Source organism: Leisingera sp. SA32, assembly GCF_056033425.1.
On record NZ_JBVYHB010000019.1, the window covers coordinates 47,512 to 65,983 of the forward strand.

Below are 18,472 nucleotides of genomic sequence, written 5' to 3' on the forward strand. Positions count from 1 at the left end.
GTATGGCGTTGGACGGCGATTTGGGCACCGTGCCCTGGACCTTGAAGGGGGAGCTGATCCTCAACTGCAATTGCACCGTCTTTTGTCCTTGCGTGGTGTCCTTGGGCCAGCACCCGCCGACCGAAGGGCACTGCCAGGCTTGGGCCGGGGTGCGTATCGACACGGGCGAGTATGGCGATGTGGACCTGTCGGGGCTGAACGTCGGCCTGTTCCTGGAAATCCCTGGCAACATGGGTCGCGGCAACTGGAAGGCCGCTGCCTTCATCGACGACCGCGCCTCCGAGGCGGCTTATGACGCGCTGGTCGCGATCTTCTCGGGCGCGGCGCGGGGCACCACCGGGCTGTTCTCGCTGCTGGTCAGCGAGTTTCTGGGCGCAGAGCGCGCGCCGGTCAGCTTTGAGACCGAGGGCAAGGAACGCCGCCTGATGGTTGGTAAGAAAATTCAGGGTGCGGTGGTCCCGGTCGAGGGCAAAGACGGCAAGGACATCGTCGTCACCAACACCGAATACTGGATGGGGCCCGACATCACCGTGGCCAAGGCGACAAAGGGCCGGGTGCGCGCCTTTGGCCGGGTTTGGGACTTTGAGGGACGATCGGCCGAGATCTGCCAGATCGACTGGCACGGGCCGCGGTGACACTGGGCCAGGGCTTGCGGCAGGACGGGACGCCACCCCCGCCGCGGCAGGCCACAGTTCGCTCGGGGAATTTTGGGCAAGAGGAAAGCCCTTCAGAAAAAGGAGTGACGGAATGTTCAATGCATTGGTCGTGAACAAGGATGAAGACAGCGGCAAGACCTCCGCTGCGGTCGAGCAGATCGGCCTGGATCAGCTGCCTGACGGCGAGGTAACGGTGGCGGTGGACTACTCCACCGTCAATTACAAGGACGGGCTGTGCATCGGGCCGGGCGGCGGTCTGGTGCGCAAGTACCCGCATGTGCCGGGCATTGATTTTGCCGGCACGGTCGAGGCCTCCTCCGATGATCGCTACAAGGCTGGCGACAAGGTGGTGCTGACCGGCTGGCGCGTGGGCGAAGCCCATTGGGGCGGCTACGCACAGAAGGCCCGTGTGCGGGCTGATTGGCTGGTGCCGCTGCCCGAGGGGCTGGACACGCGCCAGGCGATGGCGGTCGGCACTGCGGGCTTTACCGCGATGCTGGCGGTGATGGCGCTGGAAGATCACGGGCTGAAACCCGGCAACGGCCCGGTGCTGGTGACCGGCGCTGCGGGGGGTGTCGGGTCGGTCGCCACCGCCATTCTCGCCCATCTCGGCCATGAGGTGGCCGGCGTCACGGGGCGGCCGGAGACCGCCGATTACCTGACCTCGCTGGGGGCGTCGCAGATTGTTGCCCGCGATGACCTCAACGAGACCGTCAAACGCGCTCTGGAAAGCGAGAACTGGGCAGGCTGCGTTGACGCCGTGGGCGGCGCAATGCTGGCACGGGTGCTGGGGCAGATGAAGTACGGCGCGTCAGTTGCCGCGGTGGGCCTTGCCGGCGGCGCCGCGCTGCCCGCTACGGTCATTCCGTTCCTGTTGCGGGGCGTGAACCTGCTGGGCATCGATTCCGTGATGCAGCCCTATGACAACCGAGTGCGCGCCTGGCAGCGGATCGCCAGCGACCTGCCGATGGACAAGCTGGATGCGATGGTGCAGCCGGCCACCCTGTCCGATCTGCCGCAGCTGGGTGCTGACATCCTGAAAGGGCAGGTCAAGGGCCGCGTGGTGGTGGATGTAAACGGCTGACGGCTGCGCCGGGTTTCGCAAATTGGCAAAGGGGCGGTTGTGCAAACCGCCCCTTTTGCAATTGCCTTATTGGCGGCCTCCAGCCCGATCAACCCCGGGCCATGCGACTGAGAGAGTTCTGCGCACTTGCTTGGGTCTACCTGTTTTACCATCCGAACCGGTGCTGTTAGGCACCGCCTTTGCGGGGTGCCGTTGCCGCCTTGCCGACCCTGTTTCGGGCCGGTTCTTGGCGCGAAAATCAAACACTGGCTATGTCTTGCTGCGCGTGGGCAAGGCACTCGGGTCGACAGTTTGCGGCATTTGTGCCTGCGTTTGCGCAGCCACCCTCGGGCGGCCCTGTCACAAAACTGCGGCCATGTCGCTTTTTTGCTGATTGGAGTCTTTATTTCGGCCCCGTCGGCAACGGTTCCTGCGGATGACAGAAGGACTGACTAAACGGGGAGACAAGTCATGACGACAGAATCTACTGAGTCCGACGCCGACTATGAGGTCGGACAGGACAATATCCAGGTTATGGGCCTGGACGTTCACAATCCGGTATTTGCCATTTCAGCGGTGACCATTGTTGCATTTGTGTTTTTCTCGCTGGTGTTCAAGGAGCAGGCGACGGAGTTCTTTGGTTGGCTGCGCCCGGCACTGACCAGCAAATTCGACTGGGTCTTCATGATCTCGACCAACATCTTCGTGTTGTTCTCGCTGTTTCTGGTGGTGTCGCCTTACGGCAAGATCCGCCTCGGCGGCGATGACGCCCGTCCGGATTATTCCTATGCGGGCTGGTTTGCCATGCTGTTCGCCGCGGGGATGGGCATCGGTCTGGTGTTCTGGGGCGTGGCAGAGCCGATCGCGCACTTCGACGCGTCGCTGGGCGGCACAGCCCTTGGCGAGGACGGGCTGCGCACCGACTGGGCCCCGCTGGGCGCCGCGGCACAGAGCCCGGAGCAGGCGCGCTCGCTGGCAATGGCATCGACCATCTTTCACTGGGGGCTGCACCCCTGGGCGGTCTACGCGATTGTTGCATTGGCGCTTGCTTTCTTCTCCTTCAACCGCGGGTTGCCGCTGACCATGCGTTCGGTGTTCTATCCGCTCTTTGGTGAAGCAACCTGGGGTGTGATGGGGCATATCGTCGACGTTCTGGCGGTGTTCGCGACCATCTTCGGTCTTGCAACATCGCTTGGCCTGGGGGCCTCACAGGCGCTGGCCGGTCTGAACTATCTGTTCGGCGTACCGTTGACCGATGGCATGAAGGTGGCCCTGATCGTGGTAATCACCCTGTTTGCGCTGGTGTCGGTTGTGGCCGGTCTGGAAAAGGGTGTCAAACGGCTGTCGGAGGCGAACATGATCCTCGCATCCGCCCTTTTGGTGCTGGTCCTGCTGGTGGGTCCGACCGTGGCGATCCTGTCCGGATTCTTCACCAACCTGGTGGATTACGTGGTCTACCTGCCGGAGCTGTCTAACTGGGTTGGTCGCGAAGACACCAACTTCATGCAGGGCTGGACCACCTTCTACTGGGCGTGGTGGATCTCCTGGTCGCCGTTTGTCGGCATGTTCATCGCCCGCATCTCGCGCGGGCGCACCGTGCGCGAATTCGTCACCTGCGTGCTGCTGATCCCGACCGTGGTCGGCGCCTTGTGGATGAGCGTCTTTGGTGGCGCCGCGCTGGATCTGGTGGCGGGCGAAACTGGCCAGGCCCTGCAGGATGCAGCGCTTGAGCTGAAGATGTTCAAGCTGTTCGAGACCTTCCCGCTGACCGGCATCCTGTCCTTTGTCGGCATCATCCTCGTGGTGGTCTTCTTCGTCACCTCCTCGGACTCCGGGTCGCTGGTGATCGATACCATCACCGCCGGCGGCAAGACCGATGCCCCGACCGCACAGCGCGTGTTTTGGTGCATCCTCGAAGGCGCCATCGCGATCGTGCTGCTGCTGGGCGGCGGGTTGGGGGCGTTGCAGGCGGCGGCCATTGCCACCGGCTTCCCCTTCGCCATCGTTCTCGTGCTGATGTGCGTGTCGGTGTTCATCGGCCTGGCCCGGGAACGGCGACAAGAACAGGCGGCCTGAGCCGCGCAACGAAAAAAGGCCCCGGAACGCTCCGGGGCCTTTTTTCGTCAGCTTTTGTACTTGAAGAAACCGAGCGAATTGCCGTCGGGATCCGTGGCGTAGAAGAACTGCCCCGGGGGAATGTCGATCGTGTCCGAGACCACCTTGCCGCCCGCATTCTTGACCCGTGTCTTGACATCTTCCAGTGCGCCTTCTGCGCTCAGATGCAGGGTCGGCCCGCGCCCGTCACCCGCAGGGGTGCCGGGGTACAAATGCAGCGCGATACCGGTCGCCTCATCCGCAGGTTTGAACATCGCGATCGGGTTCGGGCCACTGTCATCAATTCGCAGATCTGCGCCGGTCACCGTACTGTAAAAGGTAACCGCTGCGTCCAGGTCGCTGACAGGCAGCTCGCCCCAGACCAGATAATCCTTTGGGGTATAGGCCATCTCATTTCCTCCATGATGTGATGTCCCCAGCGTGCCACGGACTGCTGACAGTTTCCGTCATGAGCCTCACCAGTTTGACTGCTCTGTCGGCAGCAGGCTGCGCCCCTTGTGTTCTGCTTTGGTGTTTCCGCCTTGCAGGATGGTCAACGATCCCTCAATCCTTGGGCGGGAGTGCGGCTCGGTTGGAGGAGCTGCCATGCCGGGGGTGACCTTTGTCATGGCCGGTTGCCCCCGAACCGCAGCGATTGAGGAGACACGCGATGAGCGTTTTGGATATTGATTTCGTCCGGGCACAGTTTCCCGCCTTGTCCGAGCCGAGCCTGCAAGGGCAAGCGTTTTTCGAGAATGCAGGCGGCTCCTACACATGCCGTCAGGTGATTGACCGGCTGACCCGGTTCTACACCCAACGCAAGGTGCAGCCCTATGCGCCCTATGAGGCCTCGCGTCTGGCGGGGGCAGAGATGGACGAGGCCCGCAAACGGCTGGCAGCGCTGATGGGGGTGGCCGCGCATGAACTGAGCTTTGGCCCTTCGACCACGCAGAACACCTATGTGCTGGCACAGGCGTTTCGTCAGTTTCTGAAACCGGGTGAGGCGATCATTGTCACTAACCAGGATCACGAGGCCAACAGCGGCCCCTGGCGACGTCTGGCCGATGAGGGAATCGAGGTGCGGGAATGGCAAATCCACCCGCTGAGCGGTGGCCTGGACCTGGCGCAGTTGGAGAACCTGTTGGACGATAACGTTCGCCTGGTCTGTTTTCCCCATTGTTCCAACGTGGTGGGGGAGATCAACCCGGTGGCCGAAATCACCGCACTGGCCCATGCCGCGGGTGCTTTTGTCTGCGTCGACGGGGTGTCCTACGCGCCGCACGGGTTGCCAAATGTCGATGACCTCGGGGCCGACATCTATTTGTTTTCCGCCTACAAGACCTATGGCCCGCATCAGGGGGTGATGGTGATCCGCCGCGCGCTGGGCGAACTGCTGCCCAACCAGGGTCATCACTTCAATGGCGACACTCTTTACAAACGCTTCACCCCGGCTGGCCCGGACCACGCCCAGGTCGCTGCCTGTGCCGGTATGGCGGATTACTTCGAAGCGCTGGCGGCCCACCACGGACATCGCGGCGATGCCGCAGGAACGGGCGTCTTTGTGCATGATCTGATGCGCGCTCATGAGGTGGCGCTGCTGCAACCGTTGCTGGACGCGGTTAAGGATCGCAACGACCTGCGCCTGTTGGGACCGACGGACGCCAGCGGGCGCGCGCCCACCGTGGCCTTGGCGCTGAACCGCCCGGCCGAGCCGGTGGCGGCCCAGCTGGCAGAATTTGGCATCATGGCCGGGGGCGGGGACTTCTATGCCCAGCGGCCGCTGGAGGCGATGGGGGTTGATCCAGCCGAGGGGGTGCTGCGTATCAGCTTTACCCATTACACATCCGCCGCCGAGGTCACCAAGCTGACCGAGGCGCTGGACCGGGTTCTGTAACGCGACCAAGGCAAGGAACACAGCATGAGCAGCCGCCCTCTCGTCATCTGGTGGATCAGGCGCGACCTGCGGCTGGCCGACAACCCGGCGCTGACGGCGGCGCTGGAGCAGGGTGGCGCGGTGCTGCCCGTCTACATTCTGGACCCGCAGGACGAGGCGCTGGGCGCGGCTGCGAAGTTCCGGCTGGGCCTTGGGCTGGAGCATTTCCAGACGGTGCTTGACCGGCTCGGCTCGCGCCTCATCCTGTGTCGCGGGCAAGCGGCGACCGTCCTGCAACAGCTTTGTGCGCAAACCGGGGCAGGGGCGGTGGTCTGGTCCCGGCTTTATGATCCTGGCGCCATTGCCCGCGACAGCGAGGTAAAGCAGCAGCTTCAAGTGCAGGGCATCGACGCGCGCTCCTTTGGCGGACGCCTGTTGTTTGAACCCTGGACGGTTGAGACCAAGGCGGGCGGTATGTTCAAGGTCTACACCCCGTTCTGGAAATCGGTGCGCACCCGTGATGTTGCCGATCTGCGGCCTGCGCCCGACAGCCTGCCGACCCCGGATCGATGGCCCGCCAGCGAAACATTGGCGGATTGGGCCATGGGTGCCGCCATGAACCGCGGCGCCGACGTGGCCCTGCGCCACTGCCATGTGGGCGAGGCCGCGGCGCAGGACAGGTTGTCCGAGTTCCTGGAGGACCGCGTCGACGCCTACAAAACGCGCCGTGATTTCCCGGCAGACGATGCAACGTCCGGCCTGTCGGAAAACCTGGCCTGGGGCGAAATCAGCCCGCATCGCATGTGGCACCAGGGGCGCGCCGCAATGCAGCGCGGCGGGCAGGGTGCGGAGACCTTTCTCAAGGAACTGGTGTGGCGCGAGTTTGCCTATCACCTGCTCTATCACTCGCCGCATATCCAGACCCGCAGCTGGCGCGAGGAGTGGGCAAATTTTCCCTGGCGGCAGCAGGATAGCGCCCGCCTGGCTGCCTGGCAGCGGGGCCAGACCGGTTACGGGTTTGTCGATGCCGCCATGCGTGAACTGTATGTCACCGGTCGGATGCACAATCGGGCCCGCATGATCGTGGCAAGTTTTCTAACCAAGCATCTGATGATTCACTGGAAATGCGGCATGAACTGGTTCGAGCAGACGCTGGTGGACTGGGATCCGGCCAGCAATGCGATGGGCTGGCAGTGGGTGGCGGGCTGCGGCCCGGATGCCTCGCCGTTTTTCCGCATCTTCAACCCCGAAAGCCAGTTGCAGAAATTCGACCCGAAGGGCACCTATACCCGGCGCTGGATCGCCGAAGGCCAGGACGCGCCGCCACAGGAGGCGCTGGCGTTTTTCGAGGCCGCCCCGCGCAGCTGGGATCTGAGCCCCGACATGGCCCGCGCGGCGCCGCTGATTGAATTGCCAGCGGGCCGGGAACGGGCGCTGGAGGCCTACCATACGATGCGCCAGCAGGGGCGCGAGGCAGCGGGCGAGGACGGCTAACGCACAGTTTTCTTGCCACAATGCGACCTGCGCCCTAGCATTTTCCTTAGCGGAGGAGATGCGGAAATGATGTTCACGGATACCGACGGCCACACCGACCTGCCGCGCTATTTTGCGCCAGTATTTGCGCAGGTCCTGCGGATGGAGGTGGGCCAGCTGGATATTCACCTGCCCGACGGGCGCATCTTTCGCGCCACGGGCAAGAGCCCCGGCCCGGTCGCGGATCTGCGCATACACAACCCCGAATGTTTCACCCGGCTGATCCGCGAAGGCGAGTTGGGCTTTTGCGACTCCTACCTCGAGGGCTGGTGGAGCAGCTCCGATCTTCAAGCCTTCATGGACCTTGTTCACATGGGGGCCAACACGGTTTACGACGGGTTTCAAGGCCGCGCCCTGCTGCGCGCCTATGAACGGATTCGTTTCTGGCTGCACCGCAACCACCGCCGCCAGGCGCGCAAGAACATCTCGCACCACTATGACCTTGGCAATCAGTTCTACCGGCTGTGGCTGGATGACACGATGACCTATTCCAGCGCGCTGTTTACCAGCGGGCAGGACAGCCTGGAGGCGGCACAGACCGCGAAATATGCCTCCCTGGTGGACCAGATGGGGGTCCAGCCCGGCGACCACGTGCTGGAGATCGGCTGCGGCTGGGGCGGTTTTGCCGAATATGCCGCGCGCGAACGCGGACTGCGGGTGACCGGGCTGACGATCAGTAAAGAACAGCTTAACTTTGCGCGGCAGCGTATTGAAAAAGCGGGCCTTTCAGATCGGGTGGAGCTGCGGATGCAGGATTACCGCGACTGCCGCGGCCAGTTCGACGGCCTCGCCTCAATCGAGATGTTCGAGGCGGTCGGGCAGAAATACTGGCCCGCCTATTTCGCTACCGTCCGTGACCGGCTGAAACCGGGCGGGCAGGCGACGTTGCAGATCATCACCGTGGCCGACCGCCGCTGGGAGGTCTACCGCCGGGGCGTGGATTTCATCCAGAAGTACATCTTTCCCGGCGGCATGCTGCCGTCACCCACCGTGTTACGCGAACAGGTCGAGAAGGCCGGGTTGGGGGTGGTCCGAACGATCGAATTTGGCGACAGCTACGACCAGACCTTGCGCCGCTGGCGCGAGACGTTCAACGCGCGTTGGGATCAGATCGCGGCGCTGGGGTTTGATGAGCGGTTCTACAAAATGTGGAACTTTTACCTCACCTCTTGCGCTGCGGCCTTTAAAACGGGAAATTGCGATGTAACGCAGATCACCCTGGCCCATCGTTGATCCGGACAGGCCCGACAACGGAACCTTGCCCATGCCCACAGCCGCTCGCCTGATCGCTGCCATGTCATTGGGGGCGGTGGCGTTTGTGGTGTCCTTCCTGGTGATGCCGCTGCTGCCTGAGGGCACGGATTTTGGCTACTTCGTGCATGTAAACGTGGCGTTGGGGGTACTGTCCGGGTGGATTTTCATGGGTCGGCGCGCTGGTCGCGGAGTGGTGCCGGCGATCAACAACGGGCTGACGGGCATGGCGGTCATGGTGCTTTGGGCGCTGTTCGTCCAAGGAGCCTGGGAGATGTTTCGTCTGGCCATGCGGCACCGCTATGACGGCCCGTTTGAGGCGCTGTCGGCAATCTTTGTCATTGCGTTGGAGTATTTCTTCGTTATCGCTGTTCCCGGTGTCATGCTGACATTGATCGCCGGTGGCATTCTGGCGGGTCTCGTGACCGAGAACGCCTCGCGCCGCTGGCGTTGAAATTAACAGTATATCAATAGGTTGTATAACGTGGCTGATCTGTTCTTCTATGGCACGCTGCGCCATCTCCCGCTGCTTGAGCTGGTGTTGGGGCGCAAGGGGGCGCAGCTCGATGCCGTGCCTGCGCAACTGCCCGGATACGGGGTGTTTGCCGTACAGGATCAACCCTTTCCCACCATCGAGGCGCGGCAGGGCTGTACTGTGGACGGCCTTCTGGCGCGCGGACTGACAGAGGCGGATCTTGCGGCGCTGAACTTCTATGAGGGCGGCTTCGCTTATGCGCTCGAGTCCTTGCGCGTGCGCTTGCAGGACGGCAACGAGGCCGAAGCGCAGGTCTATTTTCCGGCGCCGGGCCTGTGGCAGACCGGGGCGCCGTGGGATCTGGCGGCTTGGGAACGCGAATGGGCGGCGTTGACCCTGCGCGCGGCAGAGGAGGTCATGGCCTATCAGGGCCGGATGACCGCCGAGCAGGTCGCCCGCGTCTTTCCCTCGGTCCGCCGCCGCGCAGCAGCCTGGCTGGCAGGGCAGGCGCGTCCAGCTGATCCACAGCACGACCTTACCCGCGACGTGATCGTGCACGATCACAAGCGCGCCTATATGAACTTCTTCGCGATGGAGGAGATGGACCTGCAATTTCGCCGCTTTGACGGCACGCTCAGCCCGGTCATCAACCGCTGCGCGGCGATGGTGGGCCACGCGTCGGTGGTGCTGCCCTATGATCCGATCCGCGATGAGGTGCTGCTGGTGGAGCAGTTCCGCGCGCCCCCCTTCATCATGGGCGACAGCGCTCCTTGGATGTGGGAGCCGGTGGCCGGTGTGATTGATCCAGGGGAGAGCGCCGAGCAGACTGCCATCCGCGAGGCCGAGGAGGAGGCCGGAGTGACCATCCAACAGCTGGAGGTGGTGGCACGGGCCTATCCCTCCAGCGGGGCGCTGGCAGAGTTCATACATATTTTCATTGGCGTGTGCGATCTTTCTGCGGTCAACGGCGGCGGTGGTCTGGCGGGCGAAGGGGAGGACATCCGCAGCCAGATCCTTAGCTATGATGCGCTGATGCAGGGCGTCGACGATCAGGCCTACAAGGACATGCCGCTGGTGATGGCAGCGCTGTGGTTGTCACGCCATCGCGCGCGGCTGCGCGCCACGTGGGGGTGACCGCTTCGCGACTTGTGGTCGCCTGACGGCTTGGCTACACCTGTGGGGAATGATCGAAAGGGATACCATGCGCATTGCACGCGATCTGGCTGATGCGATCGGCCACACTCCTCTTATCCGCCTGAACCGCGTCAGCGACGAGACCGGCTGCGAGATCCTGGGCAAGGCGGAATTCATGAATCCGGGCCAGTCTGTCAAGGACCGCGCCGCGCTGTACATCATCAAGGACGCGCTGGACCGTGGCGAACTGAAGCCCGGCGGCACCATCGTCGAAGGCACCGCCGGCAACACCGGTATCGGCCTTGCGCTGGTGGGTGCCTCGATGGGGTTCAAGACGGTGATCGTGATCCCGGAAACCCAGTCCGAGGAAAAGAAGGACATGCTGCGCCTTGCTGGCGCGCAGCTGGTTCAGGTGCCTGCGGCCCCCTACAAGAACCCCAACAACTACGTGCGCTATTCCCAGCGCCTCGCCGAACAGCTGGCCAAGACCGAGCCCAACGGCGCCATCTGGGCCAATCAGTTCGACAACGTGGCGAACCGGCAGGCACATGTTGAAGCCACAGGCCCGGAAATCTGGGCACAGACCGGCGGCAAGGTTGACGGCTTTGTCTGTGCTGTCGGCTCCGGCGGCACGCTGGCGGGCGTGGCCGAGGCATTGCAGCCCAAGGGCGTGAAGATCGGCCTGGCTGATCCGCTGGGGGCTGCACTTTATTCCTACTACACCGAGGGCGAGCTGAAATCCGAAGGCTCCTCGATCACCGAGGGTATCGGCCAGGGCCGCATCACCAAGAACCTCGAAGGCTTCAAGCCCGATTTCAGCTATCAGGTGCCCGACAGCGAAGCGCTGCCGTATGTCTTTGACCTGCTGCACGAGGAAGGTCTGGTTCTGGGTGGCTCCTCCGGCATCAACATTGCCGGTGCTGTGCGCCTGGCCAAGGATCTCGGCAAGGGGGCAACCATTGTCACGGTGCTGTGCGATTACGGCACCCGGTATCAGTCAAAACTGTTCAACCCGGATTTCCTGCGCGAAAAGGACCTGCCGGTGCCGGAGTGGATGACCCATGCACCCGCCTCGATTCCCGGCGTTTTTGAGGACGTATGACACCTATCATAACCGCTTTGCGGGCGATGCTTCTGGGGCTGGCCGTCATGGTCGGCCTCGCGTTGCCTGCCATGGCCCAGCTGAGCGAGAAATCGCGGGCCGACTATCAGAACTGGCTCAAGACCGCGGCCCGCGCCGAAGAGGTCATTGATGCCAACCGCGCCTCCAGCGCCGCGATGGAATCCCTGCGGCTGGAGCTGACCAGCTACCGCCAGGAATTTCTCGAGGCCCGCACCGATAACGGTGATCGGATCCGCACCCTCGAAAGCCAGCTGGATGCGCTGGGGCCTGCCCCTGGCGAGGGGGAAACTGAGCCTGAAGACATCGCCCAGCTGCGCGCCTCGCTGGAAAGCCAGCTCAAGGAGCTGAAGGTGCCGCGCATCGTCTCCGAGGAGGCCTATAACCGCGCCAACGGGCTGATCGCGGAAATCGACAAGATCATCCGCGAGCGCCGCACCCGCACCCTGCTGGAGCGCGGCCCGTCGCCGCTGAACCCGGAGCATTGGGGCGACGCCTGGCGGGCCCTTGCGCGCTCCGGCACCGCGCTCTGGAATGAAACCGCGTACAAGATCGACAGCGCCACCACGCGTGAGCAGATCCAGAACAGCCTGCCTGCCTTGCTGTTCCTGCTGACGGTGGCCCTTTTGCTGCTGCTGCGCGGACGGCCCTGGGCGCATGCGGCAGGCGGGTACCTGCGCGGATTTGGCAGCAGCGGCCGCGGTGTCTGGACCTTTGTCGTGTCGCTGCTCGAGGTGATCCTGCCCTTTATCGGCATCATTTGCCTGGTGGCGGCGGTGAATCTGTCGGGTGTGTTGGGCATCCGCGGCTCGATCCTGCTGGATTACGTTCCGGGCTGGGCGCTGCTGATCCTGTCCTTGCACTGGCTGGGCAATCAGCTGTTCTCCAACCGTCTGGAAAATGACCTGGTACCGGTGCAGGAGGGGCGGCTGAACGAAACCCGTCTGATCGTCGACGTCCTGGCGCTGATCCTGGTGGCGCAGGACGCGCTGCGCCAGCTTGAGATTATCGACAACCTCCCGGCAGAGGCACATGCCGTGCTCAGTTTTCCGCTGATCCTGGCGGCGGCTCTGATGCTGCTGAGGTTGCACCGTATCGGTGCTAAGCAGCGCCAGAAACAGGCCGAGACGGAAACCGAAGACGACGGCGCCATCACTGCGGGTGCCAACCGGGTGATTTCGGTGGTGCGCCGCGGCAGTTACCTGTTGGGTTTCCTTGCGCCAGTTCTGGCTGCCTGCGGCTATGTGAACGCCGCCGAGGCGCTGATCTTCCCGGCCGTGTCCACCCTGGCGCTGCTGGCCGCACTGCTGGTCGTGCATCGGTTCCTGGGGGATCTTTACGGCTGGTTGTCCGGGCAGGGCCAGGATGCACGCGAATCTCTGGTCTCGGTCATGCTCGGCTTTGCACTTGCGACGCTGTCGGTGCCGCTTTTGGCGCTGATCTGGGGCGTGCGCGTGGCCGACCTGACGGAGTTGTGGTCGAAGTTCCTGGCAGGGTTCAGCGTCGGTGACGTGCGTATCTCGCCTACCGCGTTTCTGACCTTCGCCATCGTCTTTGCCGCGGGCTATACGGTCACCCGGCTGGTGCAGGGTTCGCTGCGCAACTCCTTGCTGCCCAAGACCCGCATCGACGCAGGCGGGCAGAATGCAATCACCGCAGGTCTGGGCTATATCGGCATCTTTCTGGCCGCACTGGCTGCGATCACCAGTGCGGGAATTGATCTGACCGCGCTTGGGTATGTGGCCGGTGCCCTGTCGGTCGGTATCGGCTTTGGTCTGCAGAACATCGTGTCGAACTTCGTCTCCGGCATCATCCTGTTGATCGAACGGCCAATCTCCAAGGGCGACTGGATCGAGGTCGGCGGGCTGATGGGCTATGTGCGGGACATCTCGGTGCGCTCCACCCGGATCGAGACTTTTGACCGCTCCGATGTGATCGTGCCGAATTCGGACCTGATCTCTGGCACCGTCACCAATTTTACCCGTGGCAATACCGTGGGCCGGGTGATCGTTCCTGTCGGAGTGGCCTACGGCACCGATCCGCGCAAGGTCGAGGGCATCCTGACCGAGATCGCCCGCGCTCATCCCATGGTGCTGTTGAACCCGGCGCCCTCGGTGGTGTTCCAGGGGTTTGGCGCCGACAGTCTGGATTTCGAGATCCGCGCCATCCTGCGCGACGTGAACTGGCTTCTGTCGGTGAAATCCGACATGAACTACGACATCGCCAAGCGGTTCCAGGAAGAAGGGATCGAGATCCCCTATGCCCAGCGTGACATCTGGATCCGCAACCCAGAAGCGCTTGCCGCACCGGTAGCCATGGCCGCCGCTGGCTCTGCGGAAACGGCGGAGGGCAGCTCCGGCCGCGCGCGGACGGTGCCGATGGAACCGGATGCGGATGATTTGAACCTGCCCGACGGGGCCGATGATGGGGACAGTGATGCCGACAAGTGAGAAGCTGTTTGAAAGTGACGCCTATGCCCGGATGACCGAAGGCAGGGTGCTAGCCCATGTCGCCATTGGTGAGGGGCAGGGGGGCGTCGTGCTGGACCGCAGCCTGTTCTACCCGACCGGAGGCGGCCAGCCTGGCGACGCCGGCCAGCTGGTTTGGGCAGAGGGGCAAAGCGCAGTGGTGGACACCCGCAAAGGCGAAGATGGTGCCATCGTGCTGGCCCTTGCGGACGGGGCGGCGTTGCCGGCGGTTGGCGCCACCGTCACCCAGGCGCTGGACTGGCAGCGCCGCTATGGCCACATGCGGGTCCACACGGCCCTGCATCTGCTTTCGGTGGTGATACCCTTGCCGGTGTCCGGCGGTGCCATCACCGCAGCGAAGGGGCGGCTTGATTTCAACATGCCCGAGGCCCCCGCGGACAAACAGGCGCTGCAGGACCAGCTCCAAGCCCTGATCGACCGCGATCTGGAGGTGAGCGAGGACTGGATCACCGAGGCAGAACTGGAGGCCAATCCGCAGCTGGTCAAAACGATGTCGGTTGCACCGCCGCGCGGTGCGGGGCGCGTCCGGCTGGTCCGCGTCGGCACGGCAGAGCAGCAGGTGGATCTACAGCCCTGTGGCGGCACCCATGTGCGCAGCACCGGCGAAATCGGCCAGATCCGCATCGGCAAGATCGAGAAAAAAGGCAAGCAGAACCGGCGGGTGTACCTGCATCTGGAGGGCTGAAAAAGAATTCGGCGGGAAGTGAATTTTTTGCCCTTTCGGCCCTTGCATTTCCCCCTGCAATCCTTCAAAAGCCCCCTCAACGGAGAGGTGGCCGAGTGGTCGAAGGCGCACGCCTGGAAAGTGTGTAGGCGGGAAACCGTCTCCAGGGTTCGAATCCCTGTCTCTCCGCCATTATACAATTTTGTTGGATCTGAACAGGCCGCTTCGAGCGGCCTTTTTCTTTTTTTCTACTGATGTTGGCCGCGAGTTCTGTTTGTCTTGAGTTTCTTTCGGTTGGGCCTATTCTCGTTCATTGAGTGGTATGAAATGTGGTATGAATCTCAGTGGCTTTATCTGGCAAGTTGACTAAAAAGCTGGTGGAAAACCTCGGCGCTGGGCGGCATGGGGATGGCAACGGTTTGTATCTTGTTGTTGATCCATCAGGGGCGCGGCGCTGGATTGTGCGCGTGGTAGTCAAAGGGCAGAAGAATAAAAAGGGGGGGCCGCTTCGCACGGATTTCGGTTTGGGTGGTGCGGACCTTGTGCCCCTTAATCAGGCCCGAGAGCGTGCGCTGGAATACCGGCGGATGGCAAAACAGGGGCTGAACCCTAGGTTCAATGCGCGTCAGGAGGTGCCCACTTTTGAAGAAGTGGCGCAACAGGTCCATGTCGATCGCATGCCAACATGGAAAAACGCCAAGCACGGGGCTCAATGGATCAATACTCTGCGGGACTATGCCTTTCCCAAGATAGGCCGCATGCCGGTGGACAGCATCGGCCAGCCTGAGGTGCTGATGTGCCTGTCGCCAATCTGGACCGAGAAGTATGAGACCGCACGACGCTTGGCGCAACGTATCAAGATTGTTCTTGATGTAGCCAGGTCGAAAGGTTTTCGTTCCGGCGAAAATCCAGTCACAGCGATCAAGGACGCGCAGGTGCTGCCCAAGGTCAAGGCCAAGCCCAAACACCATGAGGCCATGCGCTGGAAGGACGTGCCAGCGTTATTTGCAGACTTGGAAGCCAAGAATGCGATGTCCGCCAAGGCGCTGATGTTTACCTGCCTGACCGGGGCACGAACCGGTGAAGTGCTTGGCCTGCGCTGGGCGGAGTTGGATCTGGAAAACCGCCTGTGGATTTGCCCGGCAGAACGGATGAAAACCGGCGAGGACCACAGGGTGCCACTGACCGATGAAATGCTCGCGATCATTGAACCGCTAAAAGCCATAGGCTCTGAATTCGTGTTCGAAGGGCAAAAGCGCCACCAGCCACTGTCTAACATGTCAATGCTGATGCTTTTGCGCCGGATGAAGGTGGAGGGGGTGACGGTGCACGGGTTCCGCTCCACCTTCCGCGATTGGGCGGCAGAAGTGGCCAATGCGCCGCGCGAGGTGGCCGAGAAAAGCTTGGCGCATGCGGTCGGTTCCGATGTGGAACGGGCTTATGCGCGATCCGACCTTTTGGAAAAGCGCCGCTCATTAATGAATGACTGGTCGCAATTTGTAACATCTTGGAGCAACTAGGGGCAGAGGAATGCAAGTTCCACTGAATGAGCCGGAATGTGAATGCCTCGGACAGTTCCGCATGGCGCTCAGCGAAGAGACGGAAGAGGGCCGAATTAGAGCCATTGATGTCGTACGCCACGAAGTTGTGAGCCTGGGCTTGGAAAACTGGCCAGTTGGCAAATCTTCGTCGCCCAGATTCGTCCAATGGGCCGCTGAAACTGCGCAAAGCCGCTATGATGCCGCACACAAGTTCCATGAGATTGTCAAGCGTTATGAGGGCAAAAATGAACGCAAGATCAACGTAGCCGAATATATCGGAAAATGTGTGTGGGACAGCATTCAGGTCAAGAGGTTCCAGGGGGTGCAGGTTAAAGGTGGCTTGCTAGAGCAGACGCGGGACTACGCAAAGCAAAATGGAGTTGGCGGCGCAAGAGACTTAGATGTTTTGCGAAAGATCTGGAGCACCTATCGCGGTGTCGTGCATTTGGGCATGGCTATGGACTACCTCGAAGATCATCCGGAGACGGCGTGGCACGTACTCCATCTCGCTGAGAGGTTTCGCATCGGACTCAGCTCAAACTGCCCTAAAGGCACTTCTACGCCATATGTAGATCCAGGTGTGCAGCTTTCTTTTCTATATATATCAGAAGTTTAGGGTCCTGGATTTGCAAATCGGGGACTGCCGCGCTCCCTAGGTAAGGTTCACTTCATTCGCTGACATTCGAATCAGCGAAAGGAACCCAAACGTGCCGAGCCTATTTGAAGATGAACGTTGTTACGTCTTGGCGGACCCCGAACTCGAACTCTTGGGGGACCGAGAAAAACTGGCACAATGGCGCCATAAGGGGGTTGGTCCCGCTTACTACAAGATCGGTCGCAAGGTGATCTACCGCGGCACCGATTTGAACGCTTGGCTTGACGCGAACCGTATTGATCCGTCTCAAGAAGGCGCAAAGTGATGCACCTGTTGGCGGTCTTTATCAAATTCCTGCGCGCCGTATCCCGCATGATCGGCGGTGCTACATGAGCCGCCCCTATAAAGGCATTCGTCTCAAGAAGAACCGCGTCTATTCGACTGAGGACTTGCAGCGCGCCTACGCAGTGAGCGCCAATACGATCTCAAATTGGCGGAAAGCTGGCTTGCGACCCTCTGATTGCAAGCGCCCCTATGTGTTCCTTGGCGGTCTGGTGATGGCGTTTCATAAGGCTCGCCATGAACGACTGGGCACGCGACTGAAGCCTGGGGAATTTAAATGCACTGGCTGCAAGTCAGCGGTGTATCCGGAGCTGGGCGACCTCATTGTCAAGCGTGTGGCCAACGGCACCAGTATGGCATTTGGGCGGTGTTCGGAGTGTGGCTGCCAAGTAAGAAAATTCGTTTCTGAGGCCGATTTGGCTGTGTTTGAACAGTTGCGTGACCGCAATACCACCGTCGACTCCTTACGCGAAGGAATTGGGCGAGATCCCGGTGGTATTGGGAGTAGCGAGGAAACGGATGGTCTGCGCTGGTGGGGCGTGAATGACCGTGTCGTCTATGACTGGCAGGTTCATGCTGGCCGACTTGCGGAGCAGACGATGGATCAGCACCTGTCAGCAATCCGATTTATGGAGGCGGTTTTGAACGGAAAACCCTTCGACCGGCTTACAGTCCGGGATGTGGATCTCGTGCGAAGCGCCCTGAAAGAGGCGATGGTGACAAAGTCAAAAGGCAAAAAATCAAGGTCTACCGCTTCGCATCAGGCCTCTCAGATCATGAGCTTTTTGGAGTGGTTGATCAAACAAAACGGCTACAAACGTCTACCAGCCGACCTGCCGAACTATATTCAACTGCCGAAGGCGGCCTATGCCAAGGCGATGCCAAAGGGGGAGAAGACCTATGCGTCGCTGGAGGAGGCGGAGGAGCTTTTGCACGGCATGCCAGTGCTGAGCCTGGCGAACCGGAGGGCTAGGGCGATGTTTGCCATTGCCTACCTTGGGGCGCTGCGCGCGGATACCATCACCACATTGAGGCTCGCCCATTTTGATCAAGAGGGCCAAAAGGTCATTCAGGATGCCACGACCTCTCGCACCAAAAATGGTAAAAGCCTCAGGATCAGCTGGTTTCCAATCGCCAAAGCATTCTCCGCCGCCGTGGCCGATTGGGTAGACCACATGCAATCGATGGGGCTGCAGGGGGAAGACGCGCTGTTCCCAAGTCTCCCCGAATTGAAGAGAGGCTCCTATTTGAAGGACCCAGAGCGCTCTCCGATTGAGCCGATGGCCTCCAAGGACGCCGTGGCAAAAGCCTTCGCGTTGGCTTGTCGAGATGCGGAAGCCAAGTATAACCCTCACTCGGTAAAGGACACGCTTGCAGCCGAGCGCGACCGCCGTCCTCTGACGCAGCAACAGCGCAAGGCCTGGTCGGAAAACATGGGCCACGAAAGCGAAAAAATTACTGAGACCCACTATGGCAAACTCCCCGAGGCGGAGCGCTTCGCCCTTTTTGAAGAGATAGCAAATGGCAAAGGTCAGGGCAGGCCTGAACCGCGCAAAATGACCGATGCACAGAAAATTGCGCTGATGGATGAGTTGTTGGCGAAAGTTGGCTGGGAATAAGGGGGGCTGATTGGCATACGAAC

The 18,472-nt window shown here is 61.7% G+C and carries 16 protein-coding genes and 1 tRNA gene; 16 read left to right on the forward strand and 1 reads right to left on the reverse strand.

What is annotated here, in order from left to right; all coding sequences use genetic code 11:
- Positions 1-2: 2 nt before the first annotated feature.
- The 3 genes from AC0IPL_RS19680 (at position 3) to AC0IPL_RS19690 (ending at position 3,795) form a co-directional block, all read left to right on the forward strand.
- Positions 3-635 (forward strand): DUF1326 domain-containing protein, encoded by a 633-nt coding sequence (locus AC0IPL_RS19680; protein ID WP_474276801.1) that lies wholly within the window; start codon positions 3-5, stop codon positions 633-635.
- Between the two features lie 112 nt (positions 636-747).
- Positions 748-1,740: an acryloyl-CoA reductase gene (acuI, locus tag AC0IPL_RS19685; protein WP_474276802.1), complete on the forward strand. Its 993-nt coding sequence runs from the start codon at positions 748-750 to the stop codon at positions 1,738-1,740.
- A gap of 450 nt (positions 1,741-2,190) precedes the next feature.
- Positions 2,191-3,795, forward strand: a complete 1,605-nt coding sequence (locus AC0IPL_RS19690; RefSeq protein WP_474276803.1) for a BCCT family transporter — start codon at positions 2,191-2,193, stop codon at positions 3,793-3,795.
- A 47-nt stretch (positions 3,796-3,842) separates the two neighbouring features.
- Here AC0IPL_RS19690 and AC0IPL_RS19695 read toward each other — a convergent pair whose 3' ends face one another.
- The gene (locus AC0IPL_RS19695; RefSeq protein ID WP_474276804.1) at positions 3,843-4,223 is read right to left on the reverse strand and encodes a VOC family protein; all 381 of its coding nucleotides are present in this window, start codon (positions 4,221-4,223) and stop codon (positions 3,843-3,845) included.
- Between the two features lie 260 nt (positions 4,224-4,483).
- Here AC0IPL_RS19695 and AC0IPL_RS19700 point away from each other — a divergent pair, with 260 nt between their 5' ends.
- The 13 genes from AC0IPL_RS19700 to AC0IPL_RS19760 all read left to right on the forward strand — a co-directional run bounded on the left by AC0IPL_RS19700 (position 4,484) and on the right by AC0IPL_RS19760 (position 18,449).
- Positions 4,484-5,707, forward strand: a complete 1,224-nt coding sequence (locus AC0IPL_RS19700; RefSeq protein ID WP_474276805.1) for an aminotransferase class V-fold PLP-dependent enzyme — start codon at positions 4,484-4,486, stop codon at positions 5,705-5,707.
- 24 nt (positions 5,708-5,731) lie between these two features.
- Positions 5,732-7,180, forward strand: a complete 1,449-nt coding sequence (locus tag AC0IPL_RS19705) for a cryptochrome/photolyase family protein (protein ID WP_474276806.1) — start codon at positions 5,732-5,734, stop codon at positions 7,178-7,180.
- A gap of 66 nt (positions 7,181-7,246) precedes the next feature.
- The gene (locus AC0IPL_RS19710) at positions 7,247-8,452 is read left to right on the forward strand and encodes a class I SAM-dependent methyltransferase (protein ID WP_474276807.1); all 1,206 of its coding nucleotides are present in this window, start codon (positions 7,247-7,249) and stop codon (positions 8,450-8,452) included.
- A gap of 31 nt (positions 8,453-8,483) precedes the next feature.
- The gene (locus AC0IPL_RS19715) at positions 8,484-8,924 is read left to right on the forward strand and encodes a TrgA family protein (protein ID WP_474276808.1); all 441 of its coding nucleotides are present in this window, start codon (positions 8,484-8,486) and stop codon (positions 8,922-8,924) included.
- A gap of 30 nt (positions 8,925-8,954) precedes the next feature.
- Complete coding sequence (locus AC0IPL_RS19720) at positions 8,955-10,079, forward strand: NUDIX domain-containing protein (protein WP_474276809.1); 1,125 nt, start codon at positions 8,955-8,957, stop codon at positions 10,077-10,079.
- A gap of 67 nt (positions 10,080-10,146) precedes the next feature.
- Positions 10,147-11,181, forward strand: a complete 1,035-nt coding sequence (locus AC0IPL_RS19725) for a cysteine synthase A (RefSeq protein ID WP_474276810.1) — start codon at positions 10,147-10,149, stop codon at positions 11,179-11,181.
- Positions 11,178-13,649, forward strand: a complete 2,472-nt coding sequence (locus tag AC0IPL_RS19730) for a DUF3772 domain-containing protein (protein WP_474276811.1) — start codon at positions 11,178-11,180, stop codon at positions 13,647-13,649. The genes AC0IPL_RS19725 and AC0IPL_RS19730 overlap by 4 nt, the downstream gene beginning before the upstream one ends.
- Positions 13,636-14,373, forward strand: coding sequence for an alanyl-tRNA editing protein (locus tag AC0IPL_RS19735; RefSeq protein WP_474276812.1), 738 nt, complete (start codon positions 13,636-13,638; stop codon positions 14,371-14,373). Before AC0IPL_RS19730 ends, AC0IPL_RS19735 begins: the two co-directional genes overlap by 14 nt.
- A gap of 81 nt (positions 14,374-14,454) precedes the next feature.
- Positions 14,455-14,544, forward strand: a tRNA-Ser gene (locus AC0IPL_RS19740).
- 170 nt (positions 14,545-14,714) lie between these two features.
- Positions 14,715-15,872, forward strand: coding sequence for a tyrosine-type recombinase/integrase (locus AC0IPL_RS19745; RefSeq protein ID WP_474276813.1), 1,158 nt, complete (start codon positions 14,715-14,717; stop codon positions 15,870-15,872).
- Positions 15,873-15,933: 61 nt separating this feature from the next.
- Positions 15,934-16,509, forward strand: coding sequence for a hypothetical protein (locus AC0IPL_RS19750; protein WP_474276814.1), 576 nt, complete (start codon positions 15,934-15,936; stop codon positions 16,507-16,509).
- A gap of 91 nt (positions 16,510-16,600) precedes the next feature.
- Entirely contained in the window at positions 16,601-16,813 is a 213-nt protein-coding gene (locus tag AC0IPL_RS19755) for a helix-turn-helix domain-containing protein (protein ID WP_474276815.1), read from the forward strand.
- Between the two features lie 64 nt (positions 16,814-16,877).
- Positions 16,878-18,449: a tyrosine-type recombinase/integrase gene (locus AC0IPL_RS19760; protein ID WP_474276849.1), complete on the forward strand. Its 1,572-nt coding sequence runs from the start codon at positions 16,878-16,880 to the stop codon at positions 18,447-18,449.
- Positions 18,450-18,472 lie beyond the last annotated feature (23 nt).